The organism is Streptomyces sp. NBC_01808 (assembly GCF_035917395.1).
In the GTDB taxonomy this organism is placed as follows: Bacteria; Actinomycetota; Actinomycetes; order Streptomycetales; family Streptomycetaceae; genus Streptomyces.
Window position 1 is genome coordinate 1841520 of record NZ_CP109072.1, and the last position, 17483, is coordinate 1859002.

15 protein-coding genes are annotated in these 17483 nt (G+C 72.9%); all 15 read right to left on the bottom strand.

The features are described from left to right. Window positions 1-14: 14 nt before the first annotated feature. Entirely contained in the window at window positions 15-1247 is a 1233-nt protein-coding gene (locus OG946_RS07785) for a DivIVA domain-containing protein (protein WP_326795399.1), read from the bottom strand. A 63-nt stretch (window positions 1248-1310) separates the two neighbouring features. Beyond that, entirely contained in the window at window positions 1311-1598 is a 288-nt protein-coding gene (locus OG946_RS07790; protein WP_018837714.1) for a YggT family protein, read from the bottom strand. Window positions 1599-1661: 63 nt separating this feature from the next. Further along, entirely contained in the window at window positions 1662-2297 is a 636-nt protein-coding gene (locus OG946_RS07795) for a cell division protein SepF (RefSeq protein ID WP_101425027.1), read from the bottom strand. A 121-nt stretch (window positions 2298-2418) separates the two neighbouring features. Further along, the gene (locus OG946_RS07800; RefSeq protein WP_326795400.1) at window positions 2419-3216 is read right to left on the bottom strand and encodes a YggS family pyridoxal phosphate-dependent enzyme; all 798 of its coding nucleotides are present in this window, start codon (window positions 3214-3216) and stop codon (window positions 2419-2421) included. Beyond that, the gene (pgeF, locus tag OG946_RS07805) at window positions 3216-3950 is read right to left on the bottom strand and encodes a peptidoglycan editing factor PgeF (protein ID WP_442814592.1); all 735 of its coding nucleotides are present in this window, start codon (window positions 3948-3950) and stop codon (window positions 3216-3218) included. Before pgeF ends, OG946_RS07800 begins: the two co-directional genes overlap by 1 nt. Before the next feature lie 33 nt (window positions 3951-3983). Then, window positions 3984-5198 carry a cell division protein FtsZ gene (ftsZ, locus tag OG946_RS07810; RefSeq protein ID WP_326795402.1) on the bottom strand — a complete coding sequence of 405 codons (1215 nt, stop codon included), beginning with the start codon at window positions 5196-5198 and terminating at the stop codon, window positions 3984-3986. A 241-nt stretch (window positions 5199-5439) separates the two neighbouring features. Further along, entirely contained in the window at window positions 5440-6264 is an 825-nt protein-coding gene (locus OG946_RS07815) for a cell division protein FtsQ/DivIB (protein WP_326795403.1), read from the bottom strand. 40 nt (window positions 6265-6304) lie between these two features. Continuing rightward, entirely contained in the window at window positions 6305-7399 is a 1095-nt protein-coding gene (murG, locus tag OG946_RS07820) for an undecaprenyldiphospho-muramoylpentapeptide beta-N-acetylglucosaminyltransferase (protein WP_326795404.1), read from the bottom strand. A gap of 43 nt (window positions 7400-7442) precedes the next feature. Then, window positions 7443-8669 (bottom strand): putative lipid II flippase FtsW, encoded by a 1227-nt coding sequence (gene ftsW, locus OG946_RS07825; RefSeq protein ID WP_442814593.1) that lies wholly within the window; start codon window positions 8667-8669, stop codon window positions 7443-7445. A 448-nt stretch (window positions 8670-9117) separates the two neighbouring features. After that, window positions 9118-10560 carry a UDP-N-acetylmuramoyl-L-alanine--D-glutamate ligase gene (murD, locus tag OG946_RS07830; RefSeq protein ID WP_326795406.1) on the bottom strand — a complete coding sequence of 481 codons (1443 nt, stop codon included), beginning with the start codon at window positions 10558-10560 and terminating at the stop codon, window positions 9118-9120. Between the two features lie 28 nt (window positions 10561-10588). Further along, the gene (gene mraY, locus OG946_RS07835; protein WP_326795407.1) at window positions 10589-11659 is read right to left on the bottom strand and encodes a phospho-N-acetylmuramoyl-pentapeptide-transferase; all 1071 of its coding nucleotides are present in this window, start codon (window positions 11657-11659) and stop codon (window positions 10589-10591) included. After that, window positions 11656-13083 carry a UDP-N-acetylmuramoyl-tripeptide--D-alanyl-D-alanine ligase gene (locus tag OG946_RS07840; RefSeq protein WP_326795408.1) on the bottom strand — a complete coding sequence of 476 codons (1428 nt, stop codon included), beginning with the start codon at window positions 13081-13083 and terminating at the stop codon, window positions 11656-11658. Before OG946_RS07840 ends, mraY begins: the two co-directional genes overlap by 4 nt. Further along, a complete protein-coding gene (locus OG946_RS07845) occupies window positions 13080-14837 on the bottom strand; it encodes a UDP-N-acetylmuramoyl-L-alanyl-D-glutamate--2,6-diaminopimelate ligase (protein ID WP_326795409.1) in 1758 nt (585 codons plus the stop codon). Before OG946_RS07845 ends, OG946_RS07840 begins: the two co-directional genes overlap by 4 nt. 24 nt (window positions 14838-14861) lie before the next feature. Further along, window positions 14862-16877: a peptidoglycan D,D-transpeptidase FtsI family protein gene (locus OG946_RS07850; RefSeq protein WP_326795410.1), complete on the bottom strand. Its 2016-nt coding sequence runs from the start codon at window positions 16875-16877 to the stop codon at window positions 14862-14864. After that, window positions 16874-17479 carry an FtsB family cell division protein gene (locus OG946_RS07855; RefSeq protein WP_326795411.1) on the bottom strand — a complete coding sequence of 202 codons (606 nt, stop codon included), beginning with the start codon at window positions 17477-17479 and terminating at the stop codon, window positions 16874-16876. Before OG946_RS07855 ends, OG946_RS07850 begins: the two co-directional genes overlap by 4 nt. Between the last annotated feature and the right edge of the window lie 4 nt (window positions 17480-17483).

The window sequence follows — 17483 nt, forward strand, 5'->3', positions numbered from 1 at the left end:
TCAGGCCGTACTGCTCAGTTGTCGTCCTCGTCGATGAGGAAGCCGCGCATCGGCGACGGCGGCTGCTGCATCGGACCGCCCTGGGGGCGCACCGGCGCCATGGGCTGCGTCATGGCCGGGGACATCTGCTGCTGGCTGCCGTACGACGGGCCGCCGGCCGGCGCCTGCCGGGTCGGCATGCCCTGCTGGCCGCCCATCGAACCGCCGCCCATCGAACCTCCACCCATCGAACCGCCACCCATGCTCGGGGGACCGCTCATGGCGCCGGCACCGGCCGGGGCCATCGAGGGCGCCGGGGCGGATCCGCCGCCGGCGGGCAGCGAGGCCGCCGCCGGGGTACGGGGCGGGGCGAGCGAGTCGTCCGCCTGGTTCTCCAACTGGCGGAGCTGGGACTCCAGGTACGACTTCAGCCGGGTGCGGTACTCGCGCTCGAAGCCGCGCAGGTCCTCGACCTTGCGCTCCAGCGTGGCGCGCGCGGACTCCAGGGAGCCCATCGCCACGCGGTGCTTCTCCTGCGCGTCCCGCTCCAGGGCGTCGGCCTTGGCACGCGCGTCGCGCTCCAGACCCTCGGCGCGGCTGCGAGCCTCACCGACGATCTTGTTGGCCTCGGCGCGGGCCTCGGCAATCGCCTGGTCGGCGGTCTGCTGGGCCAGCGACAGCACCCGGGCGGCGCTGTCGCCGCCGACGGGACCGCCCTGCTGCGGGCCGGGGCCGCCGTGCTGCTGCGGGGGGCCGCCGACGTGCTGCTGCGGAGGGCCGCCCACGTGCTGCTGCGGAGGGCCGCCGTGCGGACCGTGACCGGGGCCACCGGGACCGCCGGGGCCACCGGGACCCATCGGGCCGGGGCCGTGCGGACCGTGACCGGGACCACCGGGGCCACCGGGGCCGCCGGGACCACCCGGACCGCCGGGGCCCATGCCGCCGGGACCTGCGGGCAGCTGGGGTGCGCCGGAAGGCAACTGGGGCGGGCCGCCCTGCGGCGGGCCCATCTGCTGCGGCGGCACCGGCTGCGGGCCCGATATGGCGGGGGGCACCGGCCCACCGTGTCCTGACGTCCCCTTGTTCTGGGCCGCGGCCCGGGTCGCCGCGGCCAGCTTGGCCCGCAGGTCCTCGTTCTCGCGGAGCAGCCGGGTCAGCTCGGCCTCGACCTCGTCGAGGAACGCGTCGACTTCGTCCTCGTCGTAGCCCTCTCGGAGTCGGACGGTCGTGAACTGCTTGTTCCGCACGTCCTCGGGGGTCAGCGGCATTTCTTCACCTCAACGTAGTCATCGGCGACATCGGCATATCGACACTCTCCGTCCCGTTCATCATCACCTCGCCCCGCCCACCACGGTGAGCAGGATGTAGACGATGATCATCAGGACGAAGAAGGACAGGTCCAGCGCCACGCCCCCTAGACGCAGTGGCGGAATGAACCGCCGCAGGAGCTTGAGTGGTGGATCCGTGACCGTGTAGGCGCCCTCAAGCAACACCACCATGGCTTTGCCCGGCTCCCATGAGCGGGCGAACATGAACACGTAGTCCATGATCAACCGGAAGATCAGCACGATCAGGAAAACGAACAGCGCGATGTAGATCACTTGAAGCGCGACGTCCATCTCGCTGTGGTCCTCTCCCCTTCGCGTTCCGGCCCCACGGCCGCTCGCTCAGTGTTGCTTGGCTCAGCTTTGGTTGAAGAACCCGCCCTCTGCGATGCGGGCCTTGTCCTCCGCTGTTACGTCGACGTTAGCAGGCGACAACAGGAACACCTTCTGAGTCACGCGCTCGATGCTGCCGTGCAGCCCGAAGACGAGTCCAGCCGCAAAGTCGACAAGTCGCTTCGCGTCCGTGTCGTCCATCTCGGTCAAGTTCATGATCACAGGCGTGCCTTCGCGGAAGTGTTCCCCGATGGTACGCGCCTCGTTGTACGTACGCGGGTGGAGCGTCGTGATCCGGTAAGGCTCCCGTTCGGACACGACCTTGGGCATGATCACCGGCGCACTCTTCTCCAGGCTGGGACGGTCAGGTGTGATGGAAGACACGGGAGCGATTCGCCCCGAACGCCCCGATTCGGGCAGTAGTCCGGGTGAACGCCCCGCCGGCTCCCGGTCGGTGGGCCGCTCCCGCTGCGCCGGCGGCGAAGCGATCGCCCGCGGCGGCTCCTCCTGCTGCGGCGGCTGCGGGGCCTGGTGGCGGTGGCGCCGCTCGGGCTCGGGCTCCGGCTCGAACTCGTCGTCGGGGTCATACCCCGGGCCGTCGTACCCATCGTCCTCCACGAGGCCGAGGTAGACCGCCATCTTGCGCATTGCGCCGGCCATGCTCTACGCCCTCCGCTCTGCGGTGGATCGACCTTCGCCAGTGACGTGATCCACGCTGCCCTGCCTGAATTGACCGGGAATGAAGCTTATTTTCTACTGTCGTCCGACTCGTTTGGCGACGTTACCGGAGCTGAGGCCGGACTCCGAGTACCGCGGTGCCGACGCGTACGTGTGTCGCTCCTGCGGCAATTGCCTCCTCCAGGTCCCCGCTCATCCCCGCCGAGACCATGGTTGCAGCCGGATGCGCGACGCGCAGGCCGGATGAGATTTCCATCAGCCGCTCGAACGCCTCCCGTTGCCGCCCCGCATACGCCCCCGCCAGCGGCGCGACCGTCATCAGCCCGCACAGCCGCAGCCCTTGGGCCGCCGCCACCGCGTCCGCGAGCGCCGGTACGTCACCGGGCGCGACGCCGCCGCGGTCCGCCGTCGCACCGCCGCCCGAATCCTCGCCGGACGCCGCGTCCTTGTCGAGCGCCACCTGGAGCAGACAGCCCAGCTCGCGGCCCTCGCGCTCCGCGGCGGCGGCGAGCGCGGTGACCAGCCGGGGGCGGTCGACGGAGTGCACGTAGTCCGCGTAGCGGGCCACGGAGCGCGCCTTGTTGGTCTGCAACTGACCCACGAAGTGCCACGTGAGCGGTGCGTCCGCGCCCCGCTCCGCACACCACGCGGCCTTGCCCGCGGCCTCCTGGTCGCGGTTCTCGGCCACGTGCCGTACACCCAGGTCCGCCAGCAGCAAGACGTCGCTCGCCGGATAGGTCTTGGTCACGACGACGAGCGTGACTTCCTCGCGCTTGCGGCCCGCCGCGGCGCACGCGCCGGCGATACGTTCCTCCACCGCCGCCAGGTTCGCCGCCAACTCGCCGCGGCGCTCCCGGTCCGCTGCCTCCTGCACCTCGCCGTCCCCCGTGAAGTCCGCCATCATTCCCCGTCCAGCCAGACGTACCCGGCGTGTCTGCCCGTGGCGCCCTCGCGCCGGTACGAGAAGTGGTCCCCGGACTCCAGCGTGCACACGTCCGACACTGTGATCATTCCCACACCCAGCGCTTCCAACTGCGCGACCACACCCGCACGGATGTCCAGTGCCGGCGTCCCCCAACTCGTCGTCGCCCGCGCCGCCGGCACCTGCCCGGCGGCCTCCTCGCGCAGCGCCTCGGGGACTTCGTAGCAGCGCCCGCAGACGGCCGGTCCGAGGTGGGCGACGATCCGCGCCGGCTCGGCGCCCAGCCCCGCCATCGCCTCGACCGCGGCCCCGGCCACCCCGGCGACCATGCCGGGCCGGCCGGCGTGCGCGGCGCCCGCCACCCCCGCGCCGGGGTCGGCGAGGAGCAGCGGTACGCAGTCGGCGCCGCGGGCGGCGAGCGGCACGTCCCTGGCGCGGGTGACGACGGCGTCCACGGCGGGCGGGGGCGCGTCGCCCCAGGGCCCGTCGACGACGGCGACGTCCCGCCCGTGGACCTGGTGCATCCACACGACGCGCGCGGGCTCGACCCCGAGCGAGCGGGCGGCGCGCTCGCGGTTGACCGCGACCGCCGCCGGGTCGTCGGCGCCGACCGCGCCGCCGAGGTTCAGCTCCGCGTACGGAGCGGCGCTCACGCCGCCCCACCGGTCGGTGAAGGCGAAGTGAGCGCCGCCTGTCGAGTATGTCTGCCCTATCACGGGTCGTACGTTACGTGATCAACGCGCCGGTTACTTGAGGAAGTCCGGCACGTCCAGCTCCTCGGCCTCGCTGTCCTGGTACGGCCGGGCCGCAGGCACCTGCGGGGTGACGGCCGGCGGGACGGGCGCCGGGGTGCTGTCGGCGGTGCTGTCGCCGGACAGGGAGCCGAGGCCGCTGAACGCGGGGCGCTCCGGCTCCGTGGACCGGGCGGGCCCGGGGTCCGCGACCGACTCGGCCGGGGACTCGTCGCGCCCGCCGTACGAGCCGAGGACCTTGTCCCGGTTCTTCGACGGCAGTTGGCCGCCGTCGAAGCCGGCGGCGATGACCGTGACGCGCACCTCGTCGCCGAGGGCGTCGTCGATCACGGCGCCGAAGATGATGTTCGCCTCCGGGTGGGCCGCCTCGCTGACGAGCTGGGCCGCCTCGTTGATCTCGAAGAGCCCGAGGTCCGAGCCGCCGGAGATGGACAGCAGCACACCGCGGGCGCCGTCGATGGACGCCTCCAGCAACGGCGAGGAGATCGCCATCTCGGCCGCGGCCACCGCGCGGTCGTCGCCGCGCGCCGAGCCGATGCCCATGAGCGCGGAACCGGCCTCCGACATCACGGACTTGACGTCCGCGAAGTCCAGGTTGATCAGGCCCGGGGTGGTGATGAGGTCGGTGATGCCCTGGACACCGGAGAGCAGCACCTGGTCCGCGGAGCGGAAGGCGTCGAGGACGCTCACCTGGCGGTCGGAGATCGACAGCAGCCGGTCGTTGGGGATCACGATGAGGGTGTCGACCTCGTCGCGCAGCGCGGCGATGCCGTCCTCGGCCTGGTTCGCGCGGCGCCGGCCCTCGAAGGTGAACGGGCGGGTCACGACGCCGATGGTGAGCGCGCCCAGCGAGCGGGCGATGTTCGCCACGACGGGCGCGCCCCCGGTGCCGGTGCCGCCGCCCTCGCCGGCCGTGACGAAGACCATGTCGGCGCCCTTGAGGACCTCCTCGATCTCCTCCCGGTGGTCCTCGGCGGCCTTGCGGCCGACGTCCGGGTTCGCGCCCGCGCCGAGTCCGCGGGTCAGCTCGCGACCGACGTCGAGCTTGACGTCCGCGTCGCTCATCAGCAGTGCCTGCGCGTCGGTGTTGATCGCGATGAACTCGACGCCCTTGAGACCGACCTCGATCATCCTGTTGATGGCGTTGACGCCACCGCCGCCGATACCGACGACCTTGATGACCGCGAGGTAGTTCTGTGGTGCTGCCACGTCGAAGGCCTCTCGCCTCGAGTTACGTCTGCCGTTTGTGGGGGTCCCCGAACGCCGGTCGAACCCTAAGCGTGAAGTTTAGGGTTACCGCAGCATCCCGTACCTGGACTCTTGGAACGAGACACTAAGTCGACAAGGCTTCCGCGTTCAATGAACACGCCGAACCTCCCGTTTTTCTTTTCACCCTATGTGATCAGGCGTTGCGGCCCCTCACGGGGGGTCTGAACTGCGCATATGTACGTCAACTCGCCGACGCGGCCGGGGCGCTGGGAACGCTGACGTCGAAGTACCGCGCATCGCGCTCCGCTTTCATGACCGCCGCGAGCGCCTTCGACTTCGCCGCGCCGCGCTCCGCGCTGCCCCACAGCACGGTCCGGCCTCCGGACAGCTCGAGCGTGACGGAGTCATATGAACGCACAAGGATAGTACGGGTGTCACGGCGCACGCTCTCGGAGAGCGCGCCCGCGACCCGTACCGCGCTCTCGCGCAGCCGCTGCCTGCCGAAGCGGTCGAGGCTCGGTGAGTCCGCCACCTGCATCTCCACTATCGGCACGTTCTCGGGCGCCGTACGCACCGTGGCGAACCGCACACCCTCGTCGTCGACTTCCACGAAAGACTTCCCCTTACGCAACAGCACCGCGGGGTGCCGCTCGGTGACCTTCACCGCGATCCGGTGCGGCCAGATGCGGTCGACGTCCACGGAGCCGATACGGGGCAACTCCGCCGCCAGCCGGGCCTCGACCGCGTTCGTGTCGACGGTGGCCATCGGCACGTCCTCGGAGATCCGGGCCGCGTCCAGCACCTCGTCGGCGCTCAGCACGTCGGTGCCGGAGACCGTGACCCGCTCCACCCGCAGCCAGTTCGAGCCGTACAGGGCCCAGCCGGCGAACCCGCCGAGCACGATCACCGCCACCAGCACGGCGATCAGCACCCGGCGGCTCGGCAGCCGCAGCCGCCGGCCGCGGCGGCCGGCCGGCCGCCGGGCGGCGGGCGGGCCACCTGGCCCGGCACCGCCGCCGCGCTCCTCGCGGCCGGCCGCCGCCTTCTCGCGGACCGCTCCGGCCATCCCCGTACCCCCTTGACTGGTGTGGTGAGATCGCCGCGCCCTATGATCCCCGCCGGCCGTCCACAGCCTGGTACACCATGCCGACGAGGAGTTCGTCGGCATCCCTCCGGCCGAACTCCGCGGCGGCCCAGGACATCTCGTGCAGCCGCTGGCGGTCGGTGAGTACGGGCAGCACCTCCTGGCGCACCCAATCCGCCGTCAGCTCCGCGTCGTCGACCAGCAGTCCGCCGCCGGCCTTGACCACCGGCTGCGCGTTGAGCCGCTGCTCGCCGTTGCCGATGGGCAGCGGGACGTACGCGGCCGGGAGCCCGACCGCGGACAGTTCGGCGACCGTCATCGCGCCGGCGCGGCAGAGCATCATGTCGGCGGCGGCGTAGGCGAGATCCATCCGGTCCACGTAGGGCACGGGAACGTACGGCGGCATGCCGGGCATATTGTCGACCTGCGGCAGCTCGTTCTTCGGCCCGACGACATGCAGGATCTGCACGCCGGAGCGCTGGAGGTACGGCGCCACCGATTCGACGACCTCGTTCAGCCGCCGGGCGCCCTGCGAGCCGCCGGAGACCAGCAGCGTCGGCAGGTTGGGATTGAGCCCGAACGCGGCGCACCCCTCGGCGCGCACGGCGCCGCGGTCCAGGGTGGCGATGGAGCGGCGCAGCGGGATGCCGATGTAGTTCGCGTGCCGCAGCTTGCTGTCGGGCGTGGAGACCGCGACGAGCTTCGTGTAGCGCGAGCCGATCTTGTTGGCAAGCCCGGGGCGGGCGTTGGCCTCGTGCACCACGATCGGCACGCCGCGGCGCTTGGCCGCCAGATAGCCGGGCAGGGCGACATAGCCGCCGAAGCCGACGACGCAGTCGGCCTTCGTGCGCTCCAGCACCTCCTCGGCGGCCCTGATGGTCCCGCGTAGCCGTCCGGGGACGGTGATCAGCTCCGGCGTGGGCTTGCGCGGCAGGGGAACCGCGGGGATCAGCGCCAGTTCGTAGCCGCGCTCCGGGACCAGCCTGGTCTCGAGCCCGCGCTCGGTACCGAGCGCCGTGATGCCCACCGTCGGGTCCCGCCTGCGCAGGGCGTCGGCGAGGGCGAGCGCGGGCTCGATGTGGCCGGCGGTCCCCCCACCGGCGAGTACGACATGCACCGAATTTCACCGCTCTCCGCGACGGCCGCCCGCCGGCGGTCCGTCACCTTGTTTTCCTGGCTCTCCTGGCCGTGCTCTCCGGCCTTTTTCCGGCGAGCACTCTTCTAGCAGACTGCAGCACCCCCGCGGGCCGCATGGCGAGCGCCGCCCGCGCCGCCGGTTCCTCGCGCGCGAACGCGATCAGCAACCCCACGGCGAACATCGCCGGCAGCAGGGCGGAGCCTCCGTAGGAGAACAGCGGGAGCGGGACGCCGGCGATGGGCAGCAACCCCAGGACCGCACCGATGTTGATCACGACCTGCGCCATGATCCAGGCGGTCACGCCCCCCGCGGCATACCTTACGAAGGCGTCCTCCGTACGTCCGGCCACGCGGATACCCGCATAGCCTAGAGCCGCGAAGAGTGCCAGCACCGACAGCGTCCCCGCCAGGCCGAGTTCCTCCCCGGTCACGGCGAAGATGAAGTCGGTGTGCGGTTCCGGGAGTTCGCCCCATTTTTCCATACTCGCGCCGAGTCCCGAGCCGAACCAGCCGCCGGACGCCAGGGCGTAGATGCCGTGCAGGCCCTGCCAGCAGACGTCTCCGGGTCCCGGCTCGGTGGCGCCGATGCAGCGCAGCCGGTCCATCCGGTGCGGGCTGGAGGTGAACAGCACGACGGTCAGCGTCGCGCCGACCGCGATGACGGTGGCGAACAGCCGGGTGGGGGCGCCGGCCACCCACAGCAGGCCCAGCAGGATCGCGCCCAGGATCATCGCGGTGCCCATGTCGCCGCCGAGCATGATGAGGCCGAGCAGCAGCAGCGCGACGGGCACCAGCGGCACCAGCATGTGCTTCCACTGGGTGAGCAGCTTCTTGTCCTGTTTACGCGCCAGCAGGTCGGCGCCCCACATCACCAGCGCCAGCTTGCCGAACTCGCTGGGCTGGAGCTGGAACGGGCCGCCGAAGTTCAGCCAGTTGGTGTTGCCGTTGACCGACTGCCCTATCCCCGGCACCTGCACCAGCGCCATGAGGAACAGCGACATCGCCAGGATCGGGTACGCCAGCGCGCGGTGCAGCCGGATCGGCATGCGGGCCGCGACGAGCAGCAGGATGGTGCCGAGGGCGGCGGCGACGAGCTGCTTGCGGAAGTAGTACGTGGACGCCAGGCCGCTGTTGAGCGCCTCGATCTGGGAGGCGGAGAAGACCATCACCAGGCCCAGCACGGTGATCAGCAGACTGCCGCCGAGCAGCAGGTAGTACGCGGTGAGCGGCCGGTCCCAGGCCCGGCGCACACGGCGCGCGAACCGGCGCAGGCCGACGGGTCCCGCGCCCCCACGGCGGGCCGGGCGGGCCGCGGGGACGGAACGCGTCCCGCCGCGGGCGGGCCGCGGCGGGGTCTTCGACGCCGCGCCGCGCGCGGCAGCGGGCCGCCCCGCGCGCCGCTCCTGGTCCGCTCTGCTCATCCGCCGTCTCCTCGCTGGCACCGCACTCCGCCCATGGGCAACGAGGTTGCCACGCCGACGCCCCGGCCGGGGCCACGACGCGACGGCGCGCGGTCGCCTTCGGGTCGTCCGGGTCCCGGAGTCCGTCGTCGATCTCCCGTCCGCGGCCGGGGTACGGCCCGCGCTCGGCGCGCCGTCCTTCGGCCGAAAGCAGATGTGCCGGACGCGGGATCGCCCACGCGCGCGCGGCGCGCGGTTGCGGAGCCCGGCATGTACGCCCGCCGCGCCGCCGGAGTCCCTAGACCCCGCCGGCGGCGAGTTCGTGCACGGCGGCGGCGAAGACCTCGCCGCGCACGTTGTAGTTCGTGAACATGTCCATCGACGCGCAGGCCGGCGCCAGCAGCACGGTGTCGCCCTCGCGGGCCAGCCGCGCCGCTTCGGCGACGGCCGCCGCCATCGCGCCGGAGTCCGTCCGCTCGATGTCCACCACCGGCACGTCCGGCGCGTGCCGCGCCAGCGCCCCGGCGATCAGCGCCCGGTCCCGGCCCAGCAGCACCGCGCCGCGCAGCCGCTTCGCCGCCCCCGCGACGAGGTCGTCGAAGGTGGCGCCCTTGGCAAGACCGCCGGCGATCCAGACGATGCCGTCGTACGCGGCCAGCGAGGCTTCGGTGGCGTGGGTGTTGGTGGCCTTGGAGTCGTCCACGTACGCCACGCCGCCGATCTCGGCGACGCGTTCGATGCGGTGCGGCTCGGGGCGGAAGGCGCGCAGCCCCTCGCGTACGGCCGCGGGCCCGACGCCGTACGCGCGCGCGAGGGCCGCGGCGGCAAGGGCGTTGGCGACGTTGTGCGGGGCGGGCGGCCGGACGTCGGCGACGGCGGCCAGCTCCTGCGCGGTGCGCTGCGGGTCCGGCACGAACGCCCGGTCCACCAGCAGCCCGTCGACCACCCCGAGCTGCCCGGGGGCGGGCGCGCCGAGGGTGAACCCGACCGCGCGGCAGCCCTCCTCGACGTCGGCCTTGCGCACCAGCTCCTCGGTGACCGGGTCGGCGGCGTTGTAGACGCACGCCACCCGGTTGCCCTCGTAGATGCGGCCCTTGTCGGCGGCGTACGCCTCCATGGAGCCGTGCCAGTCGAGGTGGTCGGGCGCGAGGTTGAGGACGGCGGCGGAGTGGGCGCGTACGGACGTGGCCCAGTGGAGCTGGTAGCTGGACAGCTCGACGGCGAGCACGTCGAGGTCCGCGTACGGGCCGTGGCCGGTGACGACGTCGACGAGCGGGACGCCGATGTTGCCCACGGCGGCGGTGCGCAGCCCGGCGGCGGCGAGCATGGCGGCGAGCATCTTCACCGCGGTGGTCTTGCCGTTGGTGCCGGTGATCGCCAGCCAGTCGGCGGGCGGCCGGCCCTCGGGCGAGGTGCCGCGCAGCCGCCAGGCCAGCTCCACGTCGCCCCAGACCGGCACCCCGGCCGCCTCGGCGGCGGCGAACAGCGGGGCGGAGGGCTTCCATCCGGGCGTGGTGACGACCAGTTCCGTGCCCTCGGGCAGGGTGTCGCCGTCGCCGAGCCGTACGGTCACACCGAGCGGCGCCAGCTCCGCGGCCTGCGCCCGGGCCCGGTCGTGGTCCGCGCCGTCGACGACGGTGACCTCCGCGCCGAGCCGGTGCAGCGCGCGGGCGGCGGGGCCGCCGCTGACCCCGAGCCCCGCGACGGTCACGTGCCGGCCCTCGAACTCGAACTCGCTCATACCGGATCCCCGTCCGGGCCCCGGCCGCTCACCTTCTGGCCGCCCAGCCGGCGTAGAAGATGCCCAGGCCGACGATCACGCACATGCCCTGGATGATCCAGAATCTGACCACCACGAGCACTTCACTCCAGCCTTTCAGCTCGAAGTGGTGCTGTAGTGGCGCCATTCTGAACACGCGTTTCCCGGTCATCCGGAACGACCCGACCTGGATCACCACGGAGAGCGTGATGAGGACGAACAGGCCGCCGAGGATGGCGAGGAGCAGTTCGGTGCGGGAGGCGATGGCCAGGCCCGCGAGCGCGCCGCCGAGGGCCAGCGAGCCGGTGTCGCCCATGAAGATCTTCGCGGGCGAGGTGTTCCACCACAGGAAGCCGAAGCACGCGCCCATCAGCGCGGAGGCGACGACGGCGAGGTCCAGCGGGTCGCGTACGTCGTAACAGGCGGCCGGGTTGGTCAGGGTGTCGGCGTTGATGCAGGACTCCTGGTACTGCCACACGCCGATGAAGACGTACGCGCCGAAGACCATCACCGAGGCGCCGGTGGCCAGGCCGTCCAGGCCGTCGGTGAGGTTCACGCCGTTGGACATCGCCAGGATCATGAACAGCGCCCAGATGACGAACAGCACCGGGCCGATCGACCAGCCGAAGTCCTGGGTGAAGGAGAGCTTCGTGGACGCCGGTGTCAGCTCGCGGGCGTCCTCGAAGTTCAGCGACAGCACCGCGAAGGCGATGCCGACGATGAACTGGCCGAGCATCTTCGCCTTGGCCCGCAGGCCCAGGCTGCGCTGCTTGATGATCTTGATGTAGTCGTCGAGGAAGCCGACCAGGCCCAGGCCGGCCATCAGGAAGAGCACCAGCAGCCCGGAGTACGTGGGCGAACTGCTGGTGACGACCTTGGTGATCGCGTACGCGATGATCGTGGCCAGGATGAACGCGATGCCGCCCATGCTGGGCGTGCCGCGCTTGCTGTGGTGCGCCTGCGGCCCGTCGTCCCGGATGTACTGCCCGTAGCCCCGCCGGGCCAGGAGCTTGATCAGCAGCGGAGTGCCGAGGAGGGAGAAGAAGAGCCCGAGGGCCCCGGAGAAGAGGATCTGCCTCATCGGGTGGCGCCCTCCTCGAGCAGCGCTTCCGCCACGCGCCACAGTGCCTCGGATCTGGATGCCTTGACGAGCACGACATCTCCCGGCCGCAGCTCGCCGCGCATCAGGTCGACCGCCGCGTCGACGTCGGACACGTGCACCGACTCCTCACCCCACGAACCCTCGTTCTTCGCGCCCATGTCCAGCCAGGCGGCCTCCTGCCGGCCCACTGCCACGAGCTTGCTGATGCCCAGGCGGACGGCCAGCCGGCCCACGCCGTCGTGCTCGACCATGGCGTGGTCGCCGAGCTCCGCCATCGCGCCCAGCACGGCGAACGTCCGGCCCCCCGGCACCGTGCTGCCCCGGCCCATGGCGGCGAGCGCGCGCAGCGCGGCCCGCGTGGACTCGGGGTTGGCGTTGTACGCGTCGTTGACGACCGTCACGCCGTCCGGCCGCCGCCTGACCTCCATGCGCCGACCGGACAGGGCCTCGGCGGCGGAGAGCGCCTCGGCGATCCGCGCCGGGGGCATGCCCAGCTCGTACGCGACGGCGGCGGCGGCAAGCGCGTTCGACACGTGGTGCTCACCGTACAGCCGCATGATCACACCGGCGCTGCCGGCGGGCGTGTGCAGGGTGAATTCCGGCCGCCCGTCTTCGGTGAGCCGGACGTCGGCGGCCCGTACGTCCGCCTCGGGCGCCTCGCCGTAGTAGATGATGCGCGCCCGGGTACGGGACGCCATCGCGCGGACGAGGGGGTCGTCGGCGTTGAGCACCGCGACCCCGCCGTCCGCCCCCGGCGGCAGCGCCTCGACCAGCTCGCCCTTGGCCGCGGCGATCTGCTCCCGGCCGCCGAACTCGCCGATGTGCGCGGTGCCGACGTTGAGGACGAGCCCGATGCGCGGCGGCGTCACCTCCGCGAGATCGCGGATGTGGCCGAGGCCGCGCGCGCCCATCTCCAGCAGCAGGTACCGGGTGTCGGGGGCGGTCTGGAGGGCCGTGACGGGATGGCCGATCTCGTTGTTGAAAGAACCGTGGGTGTAGACCGTCGGGCCGAGGCGCTGCAGCAGTTGGGCGAGGAGGTCCTTGGTGGACGTCTTGCCCGAGGAGCCGGTGAGCGCGATGAGCGCGGTGAGGGTCTCGTCGAGGCGGGCGACGACGTGCTTGGCCAGCGCGCTGAGCGCCGGGGGCACGGAGCGGACCACGACGGTCGGCACGCCCTCGACGGGGCGGGTGCCCAGGACGCCGGTGGCACCGGCGGCGACGGCGAGGGCGGCGTAGTCGTGCCCGTCGACGTGCTCGCCGGTGAACGCGGCGAAGAGGCTGCCCGGTTCCGCCTGCCGCGAGTCGATGACCACGGGGCGGGTGACCAGCGCCTGCGGGTCGGACACACCGTGCAGCTCACCGCCGGTCAGCTCGGCGACCTCGGCGAGGCTGAGCGGAATCACCGTACGCCTCCGGCGGGTTCGGCGGAATCCGGGTGCCCGGGGTCCGCGGGGCCGGCGCCGGACCGCTCGCGGATCGCCCTGCGCAGCTCGTCGCGGTCGTCGAAGGGCCGTACGACACCGGCCGTGTCCTGACCCTGCTCGTGGCCCTTGCCGGCGATCAGCACCGTGTCGCCGGCGCCCGCGCGGGCCACCGCGATGGCGATGGCGCCTGCCCGGTCGGCCTCGACCAGCACGTCGCCGCGCTCGTAGACCGGCACTTCCGCGGCGCCGGCGAGCATCGCGGCGAGGATCGCGAGGGGGTCCTCGGAGCGGGGGTTGTCGGAGGTGAGCACCGCGGTGTCGGCGAGCCGGGCGGCGGCGGCGCCCATGGGGCCGCGCTTGTGCGGGTCGCGGTCGCCGCCGCAGCCGACGACGACGTGCAGCTTGTTCTCGGTGACCTTGCGCAGCGCCCAGAGCACGGACTCCAGCGCATCGGGCTTGTGCGCGTAGTCGACGACGGCGAGGTAGCCCTGGCCCGCGTCGACCCGCTCCAGCCGGCCCGGCACGCCCGGCACGGCGGCCACGCCGCCCGCGGCGGTGGCCGGGTCGACGCCGGCGGTGACGAGCGCGGCGATGGCGGCGAGGGTGTTGGAGACGTTGAACGTGCCGGGCAGCGGGGCCTCGGCGGGGACCGTGATGCCGCCGGGGCCGACCGCGGTGAAGGTGGAGCCGAGCACGCCGATCTCCACGTCCTCGGCGCGCCAGTCGGCGTCCGGGTGGCCCTCGGCGGAGTACGTGGTCACGGGGTAGCTGCCGCCGCCCTCGGGGGCCGCGGCCTCCTCGGCAAGGCGCATCCCGTACTCGTCGTCGATGTTGACGACGCCCGCCCGCGACCTGGCCGGGGTGAAGAGCTGCGCCTTCGCCCGGTAGTAGTCCTCCATGTCGGTGTGGAAGTCCAGGTGCTCGGGGCTGAGGTTGGTGAAGACGGCGACGTCGAAGAGGACGCCGTCGACCCGGCCGAGCACCAGCGCGTGGCTGGAGACCTCCATCGCCACGGAGGCGACGCCGCGCTGCCGCATGACGGCGAACAGCGCCTGGAGGTCCGTTGCCTCCGGCGTGGTCCGCTCCGACTTCAGCCGCTCGTCGCCGATGCGCATCTCGACGGTGCCGATGAGCCCGGTGAGCCCGGCGCCGTCCTTCTCGGCCGCCGCCCGCAGCCCGCCCTCGACGAGGTACGCGGTCGTGGTCTTGCCCGACGTGCCGGTGACCCCGAGCTGGAGCAGGTCCCCGCCCGGCTCGCCGTAGACCGCCGCGGCCAGCTCCCCCATCCGGCCCCGCGGATCGCCGACGACCAGCACCGGCAGCCCGGTGCCGGCGGCCCGTTCCATGCCGGCCGGGTCGGTGAGCACCGCGGCGGCGCCGAGGTCGGCGGCCTGGGCGGCGAAGTCGGCGCCGTGCAGCCGGGCGCCGGGCAGCGCGGCGTAGATGTCGCCGGGGCGTACGGCGCGGGAGTCGTGGGTGATGCCGGTGACGGTGACGCCCCCGGCCTCGCCGGTGACTCCGGTGCCCAGCCGGTCGGCCAGCTCCGTGAGCGGTACGGGGTCGACCTCGGCGGGGCGGGGCGCCCCCGGATGGTTCGCCGGGGCGCCCGACGCTTCCTGGTGGGACTGATCGGGGTGGGGCACGGCGGGCAGCGTACCGGGCCCGCCTGCCGCACTGCCAAGCCAGGGGGGGCGCGGTTCGCGGTTCCCCGGATCGTCCGTGATTGTGCTCACTGCGCAGGTCCGATCTTTCAGTTCTTATCCGCCGTCGGCCACGCCGCCGGCGTCCGTACCCTCGCCGCCGTCCCCGCCCGTGCCGTCGGTGCCGGCGCCGAACGTGACCGGCATCGGCGGCGCCTCGACCCCCGTGGGCGGCACCTGGAGCGTCTTGAGCGCGAACTCCATGACCTTCTTGTAGACGGGGCCGCAGATCTGGCCGCCGAAGTAGCTGCCCTCTGTGGGGTTCTGGATCGCGCAGTACACGGTCACGCGCGGCGCGTCCGCGGGCGCGAAGCCCGCGAACGAGGCCGTGTAGCCGCTGTAGCGGCCGGTCTGCGGATCCACCCTGTTGGAGGTGCCGGTCTTACCGGCCGCGCGGTAGCCCGGGATCCGGGCCTTCACGCCGGTGCCCTCCTCGTCGTCGACGACGGACTCCAGCATCCGGGAGAGCGTCCTGGCCGTCTTCTGGCTGACGACGCGGTTCTTCTCCGGCTCGGGCGCCGGGTCGAAGCGGCCGTCGGGGCCGCGGCTGCCGCGGACGAGGGAGGGCTCGATCCGTACGCCGCCGTTGGCGACGGTCGAGTACACGGAGGCGGCCTGCATGGCGTTCACGGACAGGCCCTGGCCGAACGGGATCGTGTACTGCTGCGCCGCGTCCCACTCGGCCGCGGGCTTCAGCAGACCGGGGGTCTCGCCCGCGACGCCGAGGCCGCTGCGCCGGCCGAGGCCGAAGTCGCTGAGGTAGGAGTGGAGGACCTTGTTGGCCTGCCGCTGGTTCTTCCCCAACTGCTCGACGGCGAGGATGGTGCCGATGTTGCTGGACTTGGCGAGCACGCCGTTCAGCGTCAGGTACCAGGTCGGGTGCTCGACGTCGTCGTGGAAGGCGTGGCCGCCGCGCGGCAGCACGTTCGGCACCGTGACCCGGGTGTCCGGGGTCGCGGCCTCCTCCTCCAGCACGGCGGCCATGGAGATGACCTTGTTGACGCTGCCGGGCTCGTACGCGTCTTCCAGGGCCGGGTTGCCGAGGGTGCCGGGGGTGGCGCCGGACAGGTCGTTGGGGTCGAAGCCGGGGGCGTTGGCCATGGCCAGGATCTCGCCGGTGCGGGTGTCCTGCACGATGACGTAGCCGCGGTCGGCATCGGAGGCGTCGACCTGCTTGTCGATGGCGGTCTGGGCGGCCCACTGGATGTCGCGGTCGATGGTCAGCTCGACGTCGGAGCCGGGCTCGGCGGGGTTCTCCTCGGCGTCCGCGGTGGGGATGCGGCGGCCGGCTGACTGGGCGTAGACGAGCCTGCCGTCCTTGCCGGCGAGCAGCTTGTCGTGCTGCCGCTCGACGCCCCCGCCGCCCTCGCCCTCGGCGTTGACGAAGCCCAGTATCCCGGCGGCCAGATCGCCGTTCGGATAGACGCGCTTGTTCTGCTCCTCCGCGAACACCCCGCCGAGCACGTCCTGCCGGCCGCCCGCCGCCTCGCGCTCGGCGGACTCGGACTTCAGCTTCTTGATCTCGTCCCAGACCTGCGGCGTCTGCTTCGACGCGAGCTTCACATAGCGCGAGTCGGGCGTGGCGAGCTTGGCCTCCAGGTCCTTCGCGTCCGCCTTCAGCACGGGCGCCAGCGCCTCGGCGGCCCGCCGGGGCGCATCCTTGACGTCGGCCTGCTCGGGCGTGAAGAGGTACGGATCGGCGGTGATGTCGTACGCGTCGACCGTGGTGGCCAGCTCGACGCCGTTACGGTCGGTGATGACGCCGCGCTCGGCGCTGAGCGTCATCGGCACGTACCGGTTGACCTGGGCCTTCTCCGCGTACTCACCGGCGTCCACGGCCTGGACCTGGAGCAGCCTGGCGGTGAAGACCAGCAGGAGGAGGGTCAGGCCGACGCTGACGAGGCGCAGCCGGGGGCGCGGCGAGGCAAGGCGGATACGCGGGCCCGCGGCGGCGGGGCGGGAGGACGCGCGGGTACGGGGCCGGGCGGCGGCGCCGCCCGCGGGGCGGGGCACGCGGCGGCGCGGGGGCCGGTCGCCGTCGCCGGAGCTGCTGCCGGTGCCGCGGGTCGTCACGGTGCCTCCTCGGCGGGGGGCGGTGAGGCGGGGGGAGAGGCGGACGCGCCGGGGGCGGGCGGCGCGGGTGTCCCCGCCGGGGCGGTTTCCTCCGCCCCCTCCGCGTCCCCGGCCTGCTCCCCCGCGGCCGCCTCGTCCGCCTCGCCTTCCTCGTCCGTCTCGGCTTCCTCCGCCGCCGCTGCTTCCTCGTCCTTCTCCGGCTTGGGCTTCGCGGCGTCCGCCGGGCTCGGCGCGGGCGGCGGCGGGCCCGTCGCCGTCCACGGCTCGCCCATGACGCCGCCCACCGGCGAGAGGAAGACCGGCGGTCCGCCCGGCACCATGCCCAGTTCCCGGGCCCGTTCCTCCAGCGCGTCAGGCGCCGACTGCTCCTCCACCTCCTGGCGCAGCCGCTGCTCCTCGTCCGTCAGCCGCGTCGTCTCCTTCTTCAGGTTGCCGACGCGGAACGAGCCCTGGTTGACCGCCGCGTTGAGCAGCAGCAGCGCGAGCAGACCGGCGCCCAGCAGCAGCACCACGAGCAGCACGAACGGCGTGCGCGCCGCCGAGCTGCCGCCCAGCAGCCGGGCGCCGCCCTCGCGCGGGAACGCGATCCTCGGCCGTTTCACGGCG